This window comes from Ruegeria sp. H6 (assembly GCF_056532975.1).
This window is the reverse complement of the sequence record NZ_JBQFOA010000006.1, coordinates 91,516-107,885: the sequence shown is the minus strand read 5'-3', so window position 1 is coordinate 107,885 and position 16,370 is coordinate 91,516. Positions and strand designations below refer to the sequence as shown.

General features: G+C 58.5%; 14 protein-coding genes. 8 read left to right on the top strand and 6 right to left on the bottom strand.

The genetic code is table 11. The features are described from left to right. Window positions 1-56 precede the first annotated feature (56 nt). From hslO to ACR0AG_RS12495, 8 genes are all read left to right on the top strand, one after another. A complete protein-coding gene (hslO, locus tag ACR0AG_RS12530; RefSeq protein ID WP_480839303.1) occupies window positions 57-1,043 on the top strand; it encodes an Hsp33 family molecular chaperone HslO in 987 nt (328 codons plus the stop codon). Next, entirely contained in the window at window positions 1,036-1,632 is a 597-nt protein-coding gene (locus tag ACR0AG_RS12525; RefSeq protein WP_480839301.1) for a CoA pyrophosphatase, read from the top strand. The genes hslO and ACR0AG_RS12525 overlap by 8 nt, the downstream gene beginning before the upstream one ends. Next, complete coding sequence (locus ACR0AG_RS12520) at window positions 1,629-2,783, top strand: CCA tRNA nucleotidyltransferase (protein ID WP_480839299.1); 1,155 nt, start codon at window positions 1,629-1,631, stop codon at window positions 2,781-2,783. The genes ACR0AG_RS12525 and ACR0AG_RS12520 overlap by 4 nt, the downstream gene beginning before the upstream one ends. Window positions 2,784-2,977: 194 nt before the next feature. Beyond that, on the top strand, window positions 2,978-4,816 hold the full coding sequence (locus ACR0AG_RS12515) for an ABC transporter ATP-binding protein (protein WP_480839297.1): 1,839 nt from the start codon (window positions 2,978-2,980) through the stop codon (window positions 4,814-4,816). Continuing rightward, on the top strand, window positions 4,813-6,645 hold the full coding sequence (locus ACR0AG_RS12510) for an ABC transporter ATP-binding protein (protein WP_480839295.1): 1,833 nt from the start codon (window positions 4,813-4,815) through the stop codon (window positions 6,643-6,645). The genes ACR0AG_RS12515 and ACR0AG_RS12510 overlap by 4 nt, the downstream gene beginning before the upstream one ends. A 49-nt stretch (window positions 6,646-6,694) precedes the next feature. Further along, window positions 6,695-7,924 (top strand): class I SAM-dependent RNA methyltransferase, encoded by a 1,230-nt coding sequence (locus ACR0AG_RS12505; RefSeq protein WP_480839293.1) that lies wholly within the window; start codon window positions 6,695-6,697, stop codon window positions 7,922-7,924. Between the two features lie 20 nt (window positions 7,925-7,944). Continuing rightward, entirely contained in the window at window positions 7,945-8,730 is a 786-nt protein-coding gene (locus tag ACR0AG_RS12500; protein WP_480839494.1) for an ion transporter, read from the top strand. Window positions 8,731-8,805: 75 nt separating this feature from the next. Continuing rightward, the gene (locus tag ACR0AG_RS12495; RefSeq protein WP_480839291.1) at window positions 8,806-9,324 is read left to right on the top strand and encodes a L,D-transpeptidase family protein; all 519 of its coding nucleotides are present in this window, start codon (window positions 8,806-8,808) and stop codon (window positions 9,322-9,324) included. Here ACR0AG_RS12495 and ACR0AG_RS12490 read toward each other — a convergent pair. The 6 genes from ACR0AG_RS12490 to cysQ all read right to left on the bottom strand — a co-directional run bounded on the left by ACR0AG_RS12490 (window position 9,308) and on the right by cysQ (window position 16,332). Continuing rightward, a complete protein-coding gene (locus tag ACR0AG_RS12490; RefSeq protein ID WP_480839289.1) occupies window positions 9,308-10,756 on the bottom strand; it encodes a nodulation protein NodH in 1,449 nt (482 codons plus the stop codon). The genes ACR0AG_RS12495 and ACR0AG_RS12490 overlap by 17 nt on opposite strands. Before the next feature lie 6 nt (window positions 10,757-10,762). Then, window positions 10,763-12,463, bottom strand: a complete 1,701-nt coding sequence (locus tag ACR0AG_RS12485; RefSeq protein WP_480839287.1) for a DUF5927 domain-containing protein — start codon at window positions 12,461-12,463, stop codon at window positions 10,763-10,765. After that, on the bottom strand, window positions 12,460-13,446 hold the full coding sequence (locus tag ACR0AG_RS12480) for a glycosyltransferase family 2 protein (protein WP_480839492.1): 987 nt from the start codon (window positions 13,444-13,446) through the stop codon (window positions 12,460-12,462). The genes ACR0AG_RS12485 and ACR0AG_RS12480 overlap by 4 nt, the downstream gene beginning before the upstream one ends. 171 nt (window positions 13,447-13,617) lie before the next feature. Then, window positions 13,618-14,655, bottom strand: a complete 1,038-nt coding sequence (locus ACR0AG_RS12475) for a glycosyltransferase family 2 protein (protein WP_480839490.1) — start codon at window positions 14,653-14,655, stop codon at window positions 13,618-13,620. Between the two features lie 79 nt (window positions 14,656-14,734). After that, the gene (locus tag ACR0AG_RS12470) at window positions 14,735-15,535 is read right to left on the bottom strand and encodes a 3-deoxy-manno-octulosonate cytidylyltransferase family protein (protein WP_480839285.1); all 801 of its coding nucleotides are present in this window, start codon (window positions 15,533-15,535) and stop codon (window positions 14,735-14,737) included. Next, a complete protein-coding gene (cysQ, locus tag ACR0AG_RS12465) occupies window positions 15,535-16,332 on the bottom strand; it encodes a 3'(2'),5'-bisphosphate nucleotidase CysQ (RefSeq protein ID WP_480839283.1) in 798 nt (265 codons plus the stop codon). The genes ACR0AG_RS12470 and cysQ overlap by 1 nt, the downstream gene beginning before the upstream one ends. Window positions 16,333-16,370: the final 38 nt, after the last annotated feature.

Below are 16,370 nucleotides of genomic sequence, written 5' to 3'. Positions count from 1 at the left end.
AGCTCTGCGACCTATATGGTGCCGGTATGCCAACCTGTGGCGTGTAAGGAAACCCCATGTCTATTGGAACAAAAATCGCGTGGGACGATACCGTCCTGCCCTTTCAACTCGATCTGTCCGACATGCGTGGCCGCGTGGCGCGGCTGGATGGCGTGTTGGACGGCATCCTGAAACAGCACGACTACCCCGAGCGGGTTGAGGCGCTGGTGGCCGAGATGGCTTTGCTGACCGCACTGATCGGCCAGACCGTTTCGCTGCGCTGGAAGCTGTCGCTGCAGGTGCAGTCCAAGGGCGCGGTGCGGATGATCGCGACCGATTACTATGCGCCTCAGGAAGAGGGGCAGCCCGCAAAGATCCGGGCCTATGCCAGTTTCGACCGCGATCGGCTGACCGACAGCGCACCCTTTGATCAGGTCGGCGAAGGCTATTTCGCGATCATGATCGATCAGGGCGAAGGGACGCACCCGTATCAGGGGATCACACCTTTGGCGGGCGGCTCGCTCAGCGCCTGTGCCGAGGCCTATTTTGCCCAGTCCGAACAGCTGCCGACCCGGTTCTCGCTGAGCTTTGGCAAGTCGACCGAACCGGGCGTGGGTGAGCACTGGCGCGCCGGTGGCATCATGTTGCAGCACATGCCCAAAGCCTCGCCCTTTGCGGCGTCCGGCGAAGGCAGTGGGGATATCTTGTCGGCCTCGGATCTGGTGGATGGCGAGGAAGGTGAAAACTGGGATCGCGTCAACATCCTGCTGGATACGGTGGATGACCTTGAGATGATCGGACCCACTGTGGCACCGACCGATCTGCTGGTGCGCCTGTTTCACGAGGAACAGCCCCGTGTCTATGACGCGCAGCCGGTTCAATTCGGGTGCACTTGCTCGGAAGAACGCGTTCGACAAAGCCTGTCGATTTATTCCGCGCAAGATATCGCCACGATGACAACCGATGACGGCGAGGTCACGGCCGATTGTCAGTTCTGCGGCGCCCATTACGTGCTGGATCCAAAGACCGTCGGATTCGAGGCCCAAGATTCGGACCGTGCGTGACACGATCGCAGACCTCAGGGCGGCGCTGGACCGTCCCGGCGACGGGTCGAGCGATTTTGACCTGAACCCCGATGTTCAACTGCCGGCGGGGCGTAAACTGCGTCCCGCCGGTGTTCTTGTACCGATCTCTCTGACGGGGGATGTGCCGCAGATCATTCTGACCAAGCGGTCTTCGGCCCTGAAACATCACCCGGGTCAGATCGCTTTTCCCGGCGGAAAACAGGACGAAGGCGACCGGGATGTGACTGCCACGGCTCTGCGTGAGGCGCGGGAAGAGATTGGTCTGCCCGTCGATCTGCCCCGTATTCTGGGTCATTTGCCCACGCATGAAACGGTGACGTCCTTTTCCGTAACCCCGGTTGTGTCGATCCTTGAGCACGGGTTTGACCCGATTCCCGAACCCGGCGAAGTTGACGAGGTCTTTTTGGTTCCTCTTGCGCATGTGCTGGACCCGGCGAATTATATTGTCGAGTCGCGCCGCTGGCAGGGGCAGCGACGCCGATACTTTGTTGTGCCATTTGGACCGTATTACATCTGGGGCGCGACGGCACGGATCTTACGAGGGCTTGCAGCGCGGATGAGCGAATGAAGCGCATTACCGATGACTGGATCACGGCTGACGTGACACAGAAAGTGTGTGCAACCCTGACGGAGGCGGGCGCGCAGGCTTTGTTTGTTGGCGGCTGCGTGCGCAATGCACTGCTGGGCGAACCTGCCTCGGACATTGATATCTCAACCGATGCGCGGCCCGAAAAGGTCATGGAATTGGCGCGGGCTGCGGGCCTCAAGGCCATTCCGACCGGCATAGATCACGGTACGGTCACCGTGCTAAGTGGCGGCATCCCGCATGAGATCACCACCTTTCGCCGGGATGTCGAAACCGATGGCCGGCGTGCCGTGGTGGCGTTTTCAACCCATGTCGAAGAGGATGCCGCCCGCCGCGATTTTACGATGAATGCGCTTTATGCGCGTCCGGACGGATCGATCCTGGACCCTTTGGGTGGGCTCAAGGACCTGCAGGCCCGCCGCGTGCGGTTTATCGGACATGCCGGGGACCGTATCCGCGAAGATTACCTGAGGTCGCTTCGGTATTTCCGGTTTCACGCCTGGTACGGCGATCCCGATGCGGGTTTCGACGCCGAGGCGCTGTCGGCAATTTCCGCGAATTTGGATGGTCTGACTGCTCTGTCCCGCGAACGCGTTGGGGCCGAGTTGTTGAAGCTGCTTGCCGCGCCTGATCCGGCGCCTTCTGTGGCGGCGATGCGGCAAGCCGGGGTTCTGGCGCAGGTTTTGCCGGGGGCCGACGACCGATCTCTGCCCATCCTAATCCACCTGGAGCACGAGGCCCACGCCACGCCCGATCCGATTCGACGGCTGGCGGCGATTGCGCCTGCGGATGTGGCCGGGACACTGCGTCTCAGCAAGGCGCAGTTGCAACGTTTGACGCGGATGCGGGATGAGGCGGCAGGGTCCGCCAGCATCGCCGAACTTGGTTTTCGCTATGGCGCCGAGGGCGGATTGCACGAAACCCTGCTGCGCTGTGCGTTTCTGGAACAGCCCTGGTCGGACGACATGCGCGCGGCCTTGAAACAAGGGGCCAAAGCTGATTTTCCCATCAAAGCCAGGGACCTGATCCCCGACTATTCCGGCGCGGCGCTGGGCCGGAAACTGGCCGAGCTTGAGGCGCGCTGGATCGCCTCGGGTTTTGCGCTGAGCCGCGAAGATTTGCTAGCCGATTGAATTGAAGTCTCAAAAGGGGATGACAAACCCGATTTGATTTGGCAGGGTGCGCCTGTCTCATGATGGAGGGAGGAATGCGAATGTATTACGGGATCTGGTTCGGCTAAAGCCCGGAACACGTGACCCGTAGGGGTGGTGTTCTGGCGCCATCTTTCTTCGCATGACCTATCTACTGCTCAATCGGAGCACTCTCCATGTTTCGCTATTTCGAGAATCTTGTTGACCCTTTTGTCACGTATCGGGAAACCGACACGCCGCCGACGCGGCTGTGGCCTTTCATGCTGGACTATTCCCGGCCCTTTTTCCGCGTCTTTTTCTGGGCGGGCCTGATCTCGGTTTTTGTGGCCGCGGTTGAGGTTGGTCTGATCTATTACATGGGCCGTGTAGTTGACCTGCTGTCGGGGCCTCCGGCCGAGGTCTGGCAGGCGCATGGGACCGAGTTGATACTGATGGCCGTTTTCGTGCTGTTGCTGCGGCCGATTTTGCATATCGTGGACGTGTTGTTGCTGAACAACACGATCCTGCCCAACTTTGGCACTTTGATCCGCTGGCGGGCGCATAAACATGTTCTGCGCCAGTCAGTTGGCTGGTTCGAAAACGACTTTGCGGGCCGCATTGCCAATCGGATCATGCAAACGCCACCGGCAGCGGGCGAGGCCGTGTTTCAGGTCTTTGATGCCATTTCCTTCTCGATTGCCTACCTGATCGGGGCCGCCATATTGCTGATGGCTGCGGATCCGCGGCTTTTGCTGCCGCTGCTGATCTGGTTTGCGCTTTATGGTCTGTTGGTTCGCTGGACTGTCAAACGAGTTGGCCCGGCCTCGCAGGCGGCATCCGATGCGCGGTCAGCTGTGACTGGGCGGGTTGTTGACAGCTATACCAACATCCATTCTGTCAAGATGTTCGCCCACGCCGATCAGGAGCTGGACTATGCGCGTGAGGCGATCGAGGAAACCCGGCGCACTTTTCAGGTCGAGATGCGGATTTTCACCATAATGGATTCCGCTCTTGTCACCCTGAACGGGGTGCTGATTGTTGGTGTTGTCGGCTGGGCCATTGCCTTGTGGATGCAAGGCAGCGCCTCGGTCGGGGTCGTGGCGGCGGCAACCGCCCTGACCCTGCGCCTGAACGCGATGACCGGGTGGATCATGTGGGCCCTGACCAGCTTTTTCCGTCAACTTGGCATCGTGGCCGAAGGGATGCAGACCATTGCCCAGCCCATCACTTTGCTGGACGCACCCGCGGCGAAACCGCTGCAGCTGAGCGACGGGCGCCTCGAAATCCGCGATCTGTCGCACCACTATGGGCGGAAAACCGGGGGTCTGGATCATATCAACATGGTGATCCAACCGGGCGAGAAGATTGGCCTGATCGGACGATCCGGTGCCGGAAAATCGACCCTAGTAAAGTTACTTTTGCGGTTTTATGACGTCGAACAAGGCGCGATCCTGATCGATGGTCAGGACATCGCAGGCGTGACGCAGGACAGTTTGCGCAGCCATATCGGCATGGTGCAGCAGGACAGCGCATTGCTGCATCGGTCGGTCCGCGACAACATTCTATATGGCCGTCCCGAAGCGTCCGAGGAACAGATGATCGCCGCCGCCAAACAGGCCGAGGCGCATGAGTTCATTCTGGACCTGCAAGACCCGCAGGGGCGCACCGGCTATGATGCCCATGTGGGGGAACGGGGCGTGAAGCTGAGTGGTGGTCAAAGGCAGCGTGTGACGCTGGCGCGGGTCATCCTCAAGGACGCGCCGATCTTGTTGTTGGACGAGGCGACATCCGCCCTAGATTCCGAGGTCGAAGCTTCGATTCAGGAAACGCTCTACGGTATGATGCAAGGCAAGACAGTGATCGCGATTGCCCACAGGCTCAGCACCATTGCGCAAATGGACCGCATTCTGGTGATGGATGGGGGCCGCATCGTGGAAGAGGGCGCACATGCCGACCTTTTGGCTCAGGGCGGTCTTTACGCCCAATTCTGGGCGCGGCAATCGGGGGGCTTCATGAATCCGGAGGCAGCTGAATGAAAATAGCCGATCTGATCCAACCTTTCAGATCCACCGAAACGCCCCCGCCACAAACGTTGGGGGCGTTCATCCGTTGGTGTCTGTCCGGTGCATGGCCGATGCTGTTCATCGCGGCCTTTTTCTCGGCGATTGCGGGCGCGATGGAGGCAGGGACCGCTTGGATACTGGGCCGCGTTGTCGACATCGCAACAGCAAGCGGGCCCGAGCAATTCTTTTCGGGCGGCAATCTGTGGATGATCCTGGGCGCCGTTGCCTTTTTCATGCTGCTGCGTCCGGTTCTGTTCGGGCTGTCCTCGGTGTCGAACAACTATATCGTCATGCCGAACTTGCCGCCGCTTGTTTTGGCCAAGCTGAACCGTTGGACGCTGGGCCAGTCGGTCACCTATTTTGACGATGATTTTGCCGGGCGCATCGCGCAAAAGCAGATGCAAACCTCAACGGCGATGACGCAGGTTGTGTCCGAAACGATCAGTGCGATTGTGTTCGCCATGGCCTCGCTTGCGGGTTCTTTGCTTTTGTTAGGGTCTATTCACCCGCTGGTTATGCTGCCTTTTGCAGCCTGGCTGACCGTCTATTTCGTTCTGATCCGCTGGTATCTGCCGCGCATTCGAAAAAAGTCGGCCGCAAGGGCTGGCGCACGCGCGATGGTGACGGGTCAGGTTGTCGACACGATCACCAATATCAAAACGGTAAAGCTTTTCGCCCATTCCAGCTTTGAGGATCAGGCCGCGCGGAATTCGATGGTGACGTTGCGGGAAAGGTCTTTGGACTTCGGTAAACTTTCTGCCTGGTTCCGGTTTGTCCTGATGACATTGGCCGGTGTGCTGCCGGTATTGCTGATTGGCGCCACCGTGCTGCTGTGGCAGGCCGGGAATGCAACAACCGGCGATATCGTGGCTGCCGGTGCGGTATCTGTTCGAATCTCGCAGATGACCGGCTGGGTCAGTTTCACGCTCATGGCGCTCTATGCCAATGTTGGCGAGATCGAGAACGGCATGAAAACCCTCACCCGCCGCGAACGGGTTGAGGATGCGCCCTCTGCGCAGCCTCTGAACGTGACCAACGGAGAGATCGCTTTCGATAACGTCACCTTTGCCTATGGGCGCAATGTGGGCGGCGTTGCCGACCTGAGCCTTGTTGTCGCCCCCGGGGAAAAACTAGGCATCGTTGGTGCATCGGGGGCCGGTAAGTCAACCTTGGTTTCGCTGCTGCTTCGGCTCTATGACAGGGAAAAAGGCGCAGTTTTGATCGACGGTCAGGACGTGTCCCTTGTAACGCAGGACAGCCTGCGCCAGCAGATCGGCATGGTGACGCAGGAAACCGCGATGTTCAATCGCTCGGCCCGCGACAATATTCTGTACGGCAACCCCAATGCGTCTGAGGACGCTATGATCGCCGCCGCGCACAAGGCCGAGGCGCATGAGTTCATTCTTGGTCTGGAAGACGCGCAGGGCCGAACAGGCTATGACGCCCATCTGGGCGAGCGTGGCGTCAAACTGAGCGGCGGGCAGCGGCAGCGGATCGCTTTGGCGCGCGCCATTCTGAAAGATGCGCCCATTCTTGTGTTGGATGAGGCAACCTCGGCCCTGGATTCCGAGGTTGAGGCGGCAATTCAAACTGCGCTGCATCGCGTGATGGAGGGTAAGACCGTTCTAGCCATCGCGCACCGCCTGTCCACACTCAGCGAGATGGATCGGATCATCGTGCTGGACGAGGGGCGGATTGTCGAAAACGGCACGCATGATGCGTTGCTGGCGCAAAACGGCTTGTATGCCCGGTTCTGGCATCGTCAGTCCGGTGGGTTTATCCAGACCGAAGCTGCTGAATAAGGGCCCCAAGGGGTTTTGTTACCGCCCCGGCCCTTGTATCAGGCCAGCCATGACGCAGGAACACACCATTCTTCGCCTTGGACATCAGGGTGACGGTATCGCCGACGGACCGATTTATGCCCCCCGCACGCTGCCAAATGAGGTGGTGAGCGGCATCCTGACCGGATCGCAGCTGGGCGATATTCGGGTGATCACCCCGTCCGAGCATCGCGTCAAGGCACCCTGTCGACACTACAAAGCCTGCGGTGGTTGTCAGTTACAGCACGCCTCGGGCGCGTTTGTGGCGAATTGGAAGGTTGAGGTGGTGCGCAAAGCGCTGGCCGCGCAGGGGCTCGACGCGCCGATGCGTCCGATCCACACCTCGCGCGAACGCTCGCGCCGCAGAGCAACCATCGCTGTTCGCCGTACCAAGAAAGGGACGCTGGCCGGATTTCATGGCCGCGCCTCGGATACGATCACCGAAATTCCCGATTGCCATCTGCTGGATCCCGCTCTGATCAAGGGCATCCCTGTGGCCGAAGCATTGGCGGTTCTGGGCAGCAGCCGCAAGGGCGTGTTGGCGGTGACGCTGACCCTGTCCGAAGTCGGGCTGGACGTCTCGGTCACTGGGGGCAAACCGCTGGACGGACCTTTGGAACTGTCTCTGGCGCAAGCGACCGAACAGCACGGGCTGGCGCGTCTGGCCTGGGATGGCGAGGTCATTGCCATGCGCCAACCACCAGCTCAGCGATTTGGATCGGCCGCCGTCACCCCGCCCCCCGGCGCGTTTCTGCAGGCAACGAAGGACGGAGAACAGGCTCTAACACAGGCTGCCTTGGAAATAGTAGAAAACGCAAAGACAGTGGTAGACCTGTTTGCCGGCTGCGGAACCTTTTCCTTGCCGCTGGCTAAAACCGCCGAAGTGCACGCGGTTGAAGGCGAGGCAGAGATGACCCGCGCGCTGGATCAGGGGTGGCGCAAGACACCCGATCTCAAGCGTGTCACGACCGAGGCGCGTGATCTCTTCCGTCGCCCGCTCATGCCGGATGAGCTGAAATCTTTTGATGCTGTTGTGTTAGACCCGCCAAGGGCCGGGGCCGAAGCGCAGGTCTTGGAACTGGCACAGGCCAAACCGCCGGTGATTGCCTATGTTTCGTGCAACCCGGTCAGTTTTGCCCGCGACGCCAGACATCTTGTTAATGCCGGTTACGCCCTTGATTGGATACAGGTGGTTGACCAATTTAGATGGTCGTCACACACGGAACTGGCGGCAAGCTTTACGGGGCCAACAAAGAAATGAACGAACAGAGCGGCGCGACAATGGGTATCAGGCAGACCTTGCAGAACTTCGTGGAGAAGCCGGGATTCTCGCGCTTTATCACTGGCGTCATTTTGGTGAACGCGGTGCTGCTGGGGATGGAAACCGCGCCCAGTCTGATGGACCGTTTTGGAGGTGTGATCGTCTTTCTGGATTCGATCTGCCTGGCCATCTTTGTGATCGAGATTCTGATGAAGCTGGTGGCCAGCGGCCGCCGTTATTTTCTCAATGGTTGGAATATCTTCGATTTTGTCATCGTCGGGATCGCCCTCGTTCCCGGCGGGGCCGGGCTGTCGGTGTTGCGGGCCCTGCGGATTCTGCGGGTGCTGCGCGTCATCTCGGTCGCGCCGCGTCTGCGCCGGGTGGTCGAGGGCTTTATCTCGGCCCTGCCCGGTATGGCGAGTGTGTTTTTGCTGATGGCGATCCTGTTCTATATCGGCGCGGTGATCTCGACCAAGCTGTTCTCGCAGTCCTTCCCGGATTGGTTCGGCGATCTGGGGCTGTCGGCCTATACGCTGTTTCAGATCATGACGCTGGAAAGCTGGTCGATGGGCATCGTCCGACCGGTCATGGAAGTGTACCCTTATGCCTGGATGTTCTTCGTGCCGTTTATCATGGTCACCACCTTTGCCGTGGTGAACCTGTTGGTCGGTCTGATCGTAAATTCGATGCAGGACGCACACCACGCTGAGGATGAGATCAAGACCGATGCGTACCGCGATCAGGTGCTAGAGCGGCTGGAAAGCATCGAACGCCGACTGGTCGAACAGGAAAACAGCAAAAAGTGATTTCAGTTTTCAGGCGTTCTGGCATAATGCTTTCCAAAAAAGCAGTACGACAAAAAAACAGTAGGCAGTGTAAACATGGATCGTCGAGCATTTGGATTGGGTGCAATGGCTACGATGAGCCTTTCGGCCTGTGCCTCAGCAAATCCCAAATTTCTGACTTACAACGGCCCCGAGGTGACATCGCTTGTCATCAACAAGGGCGCGCGCAAGATGTACCTTCTGCATCATGAGCAGATCCTCAAGGAATATGAGGTGGATCTTGGCTTTGCCCCGAACGGGACCAAGACCAAACGGGGCGACGGGCGCACCCCGGAGGGCACCTACCTGATCGACCGGCGCAATCCACGCAGTCGGTATCATCTGTCTTTGGGCATTTCCTATCCGAATTCCCAGGATATCGCGCAGGCCAAGGCGGCGGGTGTGGATCCGGGTGGAGACATTTTTATCCACGGTCAGCCCAACCTGCGATCAGAATTCAAGCGGGCCAAAAAGACCCCGGATTGGACAGCCGGTTGTATCGCCGTCAAAAACGAAGAGATCGAAGAGATCTATGCGATGGTCAACGAAGGCACGCTGATCACATTGCGCCCCTGAGGGTCGACTTCCAGTCGCTAAACCCAAACTGTACATAATCGCGCTGGTAGGTTTCTGCTGCCAGCGCCTCCAGCTCTGGCGTGTAGACCTGGTCCAGTGTGAAGGGCGTATCGGGCGGACCTGGTTCGGGGATCACCGGATCAGCATGGCCCAGTTTTCTGGCCAGATCAGGAAGGTCGGTCTGCAGATCCTCTTCGCGCAGGATCAGATCGGGTGACGCAAAAGACGCGATCCCCTCAAGTATTTTGGCCTGCGTGCCCAACGCGGCGTCCACGCGGATGGGTGTCTGCCCCGCAAGAACGCTGCGCAGGAAGACAACAAAGGATGAAAACGCCGCGTGATGCTGATCCAGCGTATAGGCATCCATGTCTTCTTTCGCAGGGATCGGCAAGTTGTACCGCCCGCGCATCATGTTGCGAATGCGGGCGAACGCCTCTGGACCGGTGCCAAGGATGCGGTGGCAGAACACGCTGTGCGCACGCGCCAGTGGATGCCGCAAAACGGTGAATTTTCGGTGGCCGGGATTGGTTTCGAACCAACTGCGCACCTGCCTGCGGTTGCGGTCGGTCACCAGTTCATCCTGTGCCACCCCGTCCAGATCGGCCATCCAGGCTTTGATTTCGTCTTCAGGCGCGCCTCGGATGGGCAGAAACATCAACGCAGTTTTAGGGGCCGCGACATAGCGGGAAACAGCCGGCCTGCGCGCAGGCTCAAAACTGGGTGTGTGTTGCAGGTTGAACAGATCAACCCCCGCCACGGCTTTTTCCATATCACCGGGATTGGTGACTTTGCTAAAGGAACTGCCGGGGTTTTGCCGCTTTAGTTTTTGGTCAAGTTCCTCAAGCCGCGCGTCCACGCCCAACCACTGGGCCAGACCGTTTATGACCCCCACGTCGTTCAGATCGTCATAATTGATGTGAAACGGGGTTTGGCCGGTTCTTTGCAAATGCCCTTGAACGGCGGTCAAAAAGCCCTGCCGCTGTTCGACCAAGTCATAAAACGCCTCGGCATCGAACCGGATCGGTGCTTCGCGGCGCTGCTTTATGTTGACCAGTTTCCACTGGCTGGTCTCAAGCGCGATACTGAGTGAGATATAGCTGTCCAGCAGGTTGCGGGTCAGGATGATCTTGGCGCAGCGCGGATCATCCAGCGCGGGTCGCAGGACACGTTGATCATGGGTGCTGAAAAACCGAAACCCGTTCAACACCCCCGGCGCCTCACGAATAGCAGCGACCAGAGCCATCGGATCCCGATCACGCTGTTCTGCGGTAAATCCCAGAAGGTCATCCCATTTGGGCAGACCAACAAAATAGGGGTTGAACGCCTCGCCATGGCAAGTCACCCCGTCCAGCGCGTTCAGGTGCTGTTCCAGCAGGTTCGAGCCGGTTCGCATATCAGCCAGCACGATGAAATAGTCGAAGCGTGAAGTCATGCCGTACTATTTCACCAGATAAGGCTTGCGGAAAGGTTTCGCCTTGCCGCCGAAGATATCATCCACCGGAAAGTCTCCCACCAGATTGGGGTGCATCCCCTGATTTTTGAGGTTTTGCAGAAACTTCCCGAACCCGGTCAGATCAACCAGTTTTGGCGCCTCGAACATGGGGCCGGGCTGTGCCAGACCGATTTCCTCGACAATGGTTTTCATCGGCTCCATCGGGGATTCCACGAAATCCGCAATCGACCATATGCGCAGATTGGCGTTGGCTTGAATGGTTTGCAGCAACCGCATCTGCTTGGTTTCGATCTGTTGCAGGCGCGCGGCCTCGGCCCGGACATCGCAGAAGTCCTTGTTTGATCGGAACAGGGGAACAGCCCACGCACCCGTAACGATCGACATCTGTGCGTTTTTGTCCCGGGCGAGAAACTCGACAATGCCCTGCGAATCCGTGGGGCCAAACTGAAAGCACTGCCTTTCCCCTCTGGTGTTCCAGATCAGGTTCGACAGGAACGCTGCGGGATTGTAGTCGCGCAGCACGGCGCTGTCGGGCAAGGCGCCGTTCGTCATTGCCTGGCCGCCCTGATAGCGGGCTTTTTGCGTGTCAAATAGATGTCCGTGCACCCGTGCGCCGGTCGCATTGGCAAGCCATCTTTCGAAATCCTCCAGAACGTCCGCGAACCCCTGAAACACGGAATAGGGAAAGGCTGTCAAAGCCCGGCTTCGGTCCAACCGTGGAAAGCGGCTCTGCATGTACAGGCCTTCGCGGCCCTGAGTGCGTCGTTCCACGGCTTTCGCGAACACGCGGTCGATTTTGGCGGGGTTTGGTTCTGCAGGTTTCATCGCGCCTTTCTGATCCGTCAGGAACGCGCGGTAGAGACCATCGGCCCGGGGCCATATCTTGCGTGCGACAAAGCAATCCGACCGGCGCAGCAGCTGCAAATGATCGTCATAGAAAACGTGGGGTCGGCCTTGATAGTCGAATTTTGACAGGGTCAGCGACCGGCTTTCGATATGGGTCGAATAAAGCCGCGCAAGGGTCTGAAAATAGCACTCATCCGGTATCCAGACCTTTTTGAAATACCGATCATAAACCTTGTGCTTGGGGTCCTGTAAAATCGCAGACAAGGTCTGGCGTGTCAGACACCACCACTGGCTGCCCATATGTGGCATTATGCCGACAGGAATAGACCTGCGCATCCTCAGCCTGCGCTGCAGGTTGACGTAAAAATCAAACAGCCTTCGGTTTTTTCGCCATGAGAATGGAAAGCGCAGGGTAAACCGCTCGTAATCCAGGCCACCTACGGTCCAGGACACATCCTCCGTTGTGGCGCTTTCGATAAAGTCCACACGTTGCCGTTCAGACAAATAGCCGATCAGCTCGGTCACCGGGCGCAGAGGCAGGCAAGCGCCCGAAGACAGGAACACATGCCGGACATGCGGGAATTCCTGCAGCATTTTCGCCGAGGCTGATTTTGACGCCGCAACGATGCCCCAACCGCCCCATTCACAAACATGCCGTTCGGAAAACCGGATCTGGGGTTCATCGGCACAGGCGGTTTTGAGGGCGTTGAACTCTGATCTGGGGACTTTGCGGTCGACATGGATGACAACCGGGCATCCGGCCGATGCCCAATGGCGGGCGACCTGTTCGACCCGATCCAGCGCCGTGTGGACCAACATGACAATGCCAAGCCCGCTCATGCCCAATTTCCTTTGGACATCAGCCCGAGAATTTCAAGCTGGCGCCAGTTGATGTATTTCTCGGACCATTCGTTCCAGAAAACCGGCTGGTTCTCCAACTGCTCGGCATAGGCCTTGTACTCGTCCGAGGCCCTATAGTGCTGGCCCCGCACCATTTCCTCGCGCGTCTTTTCACCCAAAGTGTTGATCAGCTTGGCGTGCATCAGCGCGCCGCTGGCCTTTTCGCCGCCATTTTCTTCGTACACATGGTTCAATCCACGCGGCAAAAGTGAATGGGTCGAGCTGACATAGACATAGCGCCTGTTCCACTTGACCAGCGGAATTTTGTTCAGGGCCGGGGCTTTTTTGGGATTGTCGCCAAAGAACACGCGGCTGCGCGGCCCGCCCTGGATCCACAGGTTTCCATAGGTCGGGTTGCGCGAAATCATGTAATTTCCGGCATCGAACCAGGGTGCGATGTCGAACGGGTTTTGGCCCGGGCTATATACTGCTTCTTCGATTGGACCTTGCGGGTACATGTCGATCAGCATGGTGCCAAAGCTGCGCACCCCGGAATCGTCCAGCCAATCGGTCAGGGCCTGGATCGGACGGGTGTCGCAGAACGGGTAGATAAAAAACTCATCCGGATCAACGGTCAGCACCCAGTGGCCATGGGCGTATCGGCGCAGCAGATAGTTGGTCCAATCCACGCCAAAAGTGGCGCGTTTGTAGCTGGCGTTCGCTTTCCATATGGATACATCCGTTTGTTTCGACAGATAGTCGAACGTCCCATCATCGCTGTGATTGTCCACAAACAGGAAATGATTGACACCCAGTTTCCTGTAGTAACTTAGGAAATAGGGCAGGCGGATTTCCTCATTCCGCACCACGCTGACCAGCAGCATATCGGATTTGCGAATGGCCTTGGTATTGTCGCTGACGCATTCCAGCTCGCGGCGTTTGCGCAGGCAACGCAAAAGGCGGCGCTTGCGCCGCAATCTCATGCGATAGGAATCCAATAGGCTCACGCGCAGACCCATCTGTTTTTACCGCAAGCTTGTCCGTGAGTGGCCAAAGGCTGTGTGGTGCTGGACAAGTAACGTTTTATGGCATTTTCGAACCATGGGAGGCAACGGGTTTAAAATCGGTTTATTTCCCCCCTTCGCCAGATGCCGCTAGCCCTGCCACCCGCCCGCGGTCATCAGCCCCAGCTTTTCCAGTTGCCTCCACCCGGTTAGGTGCACGGATGCCGGGCTCCAAAGGTTGGGGCTTTGCGCGATTGCGTCATAGTAATGGGCAAACTCGGATGGGGCGTGAAAGTGCTGTTGCCGAGACTTTTCGATCCCGGATTTGTCGACGATTTCCGGCAGGAATTTGGTATGCAGGATCACCCCGGACGGGGCGCGGCCTTCCGGCCCATCATAGCAGAAATTGAGCCGCCGCGGCAGCGCCGAATGGCTTGAATTCACATAGGCATAGCGCCGAGACCATTTGACCAGCGGGATCTTGTTCAATGTTGGTGACCGGCGCGGGGTGTCTGCAAAAAACGCCCGTTCGCGCACGCCGCCCTGCACCCATAGATTTCCCAGTGGTTCCTGCCGCTGTGCGCGATATGGGCCAGGGTCAAACCAGCTTAAGATTTCGGTCGGCTCTTGGTCGGGGGCATAGGACTGCCCCGCAAGCGGGCCTTTGGGATACAGGTCCAGCAAAAGCGCACCAAAGGCCTGCTGGCCTTGTGTGTCCAGCCAAGCGGTCAGATCGTGCAGGCCTCGGGTCTCGTGATGGGCATAGATCAGCAATTCATCTGCATCTGCCGTCAGGCACCAATGCCCATGCCCGTACCGGATTTGCAGCCATGTCAGCCAATCGACCCCGAACCGGGACTGGCGATAGCTGTCCTTGGTTTGCCAGACCGAAACATCCGGCTGGTTCAGCAAATATGCGACCGTACCGTCGTCGCTGTCATTGTCGACGACCAGAAAGTGGTCGATGCCCAAACGACGATAGTGTTTCAGGAACCACGGAAGGCGCGTGATCTCATTGCGCATGGTGGAAAAGCAAAGGATCGCGTCCGGAGAGATCTGACCGGTGCGATCCGCCAGCCTGGTCAACTGATGACGGCTGCGAAAAGATCGCCACAACAGGCGTTGCCGCCGCAGGCGCAAACGCAGTTTGCCCATCGGTCTCAGTTTCGAAGGCTGAGGCCCATTCATCCGACCGTCGCCAATCCGGGATCGCCACCACAGGCCCGTGCCAATCCGATCAAAACCGTGCAAATGCCCCGTGTTAGGGTCATTCCAGACCCATGGCGGCCATCATCTCCTCGATCTTTGGCACATCCTGCGGGTTGTTCAGCTCCCAAAACTGACGGCCCCGGGCCTCGACCTCGACGCACAGAACCTTGCGCCCGTTTTCCATGAACCGAAGCTGTTCCAACCCTTCCAGCGACTCCAATGGTCCGCTGGACCAGGTGGGATAGGCCGCAAGCGCATCGGGGCGATAGGCATAGACGCCGACATGGTGAAACACCGGCGTATCCGCATCGCTGGCATAGGTCTCTGAGGTGAAGGGGATCACCTCTTTCGAGAAATACATCGCGCTGTTGTCGTTGCCGAACACGGCTGTCGTGCCGCCAACGCGCCCGTGCTTGCGGTCGTTCAAGAGGCTGTTCAACGCATCCCCGTCGCAGCGCAAAACGGGTGTCGCGACCCCGGCTTCGGGTGCATTGCGCAGACCGTTGATCAGATCTTCGACAAACCAACGCGGCGTCAGCGGGGCATCGCCCTGCAGGTTGACGATGATGTCAAACCCTTCACCCAGCGCCGCATGGGTTTCCGCACAACGTTCCGTGCCATTGCGGCAGGTGTCCGAGGTCATGACAACCTCGGCGCCAAAACCCTCGGCCACCTCGCGAATGCGGTCATCATCCGTGGCAACAACCACGCGATCCACGCCCGAAACAGACATTGCCGCGCGCCACGACCGTTCGATCAAGGTCATCGATTTGCCCGTGGCCCCGGTCAACGGCACCAGCGGCTTGCCCGGATAGCGGGTAGATGGATAACGGGCGGGAATTGCGATCAGAACAGACATCAGGCTTCCTTAAGATCAACACCCGGAGCGTAGGCGATGAAGAACGGGTTTGCATAGCCGTCTTTGCCGTAGGTCAGCGGCGAATGGTTATCAAACCGCACCACATTGCCTCCCGCACCGGCCAGAACTGCGTGACCGGCGGCGGTGTCCCATTCCATCGTTCGGCCCACACGAGGGTAAAGGTCCGCCTCACCCGTGGCCACAAGACAGAACTTCAGCGAGGACCCGGCGCTTTTGCTGTCTTTGACCTGATATTTATTGATGTAATCCTCGGTCGCCTGATCCCGATGCGACTTTGATGCTACGATCAAAAGCGCGGAATTGTCCGGTTTAGAGACTGAAATTGCTGTCACTGCACCCGGGTTTTCCTTGTCCAGATCCCCGGTTTCCTCAACCGATTGTCCATCAGCCTGCGTGTAGAAAATGCGCCCCTTCGCAGGTGCGTAAACCACACCACGGGTGGGAACGCCGTTTTCCACCAGCGCGATATTCACAGTGAAATCGCCGCGGCGGTTGATGAATTCTTTCGTTCCATCCAGCGGATCGACGATCAGGAACGTGTCGCCCTTTTCGCTGTGCGAGGCGGCCTGTTCTTCGGTCACCAACAGCTCATCGGGAAACGCGGCGCGCAGCCCGGCCGAGATCAGCGCATCCGCTGCTTCATCCGCTTCGGTAACCGGGCTGGCATCGGATTTGACCTTCACGTCGAAATCATCCGCCTCATAGATCTGCATGATCTTGTCACCTGCCTCCAGGGCAAGACGGCGAATAACGGGAATGAGGGCGTCATAGGTCACAAAATAGCTCCGTTCCTGTGGTTTGTTGAACCAAGTCT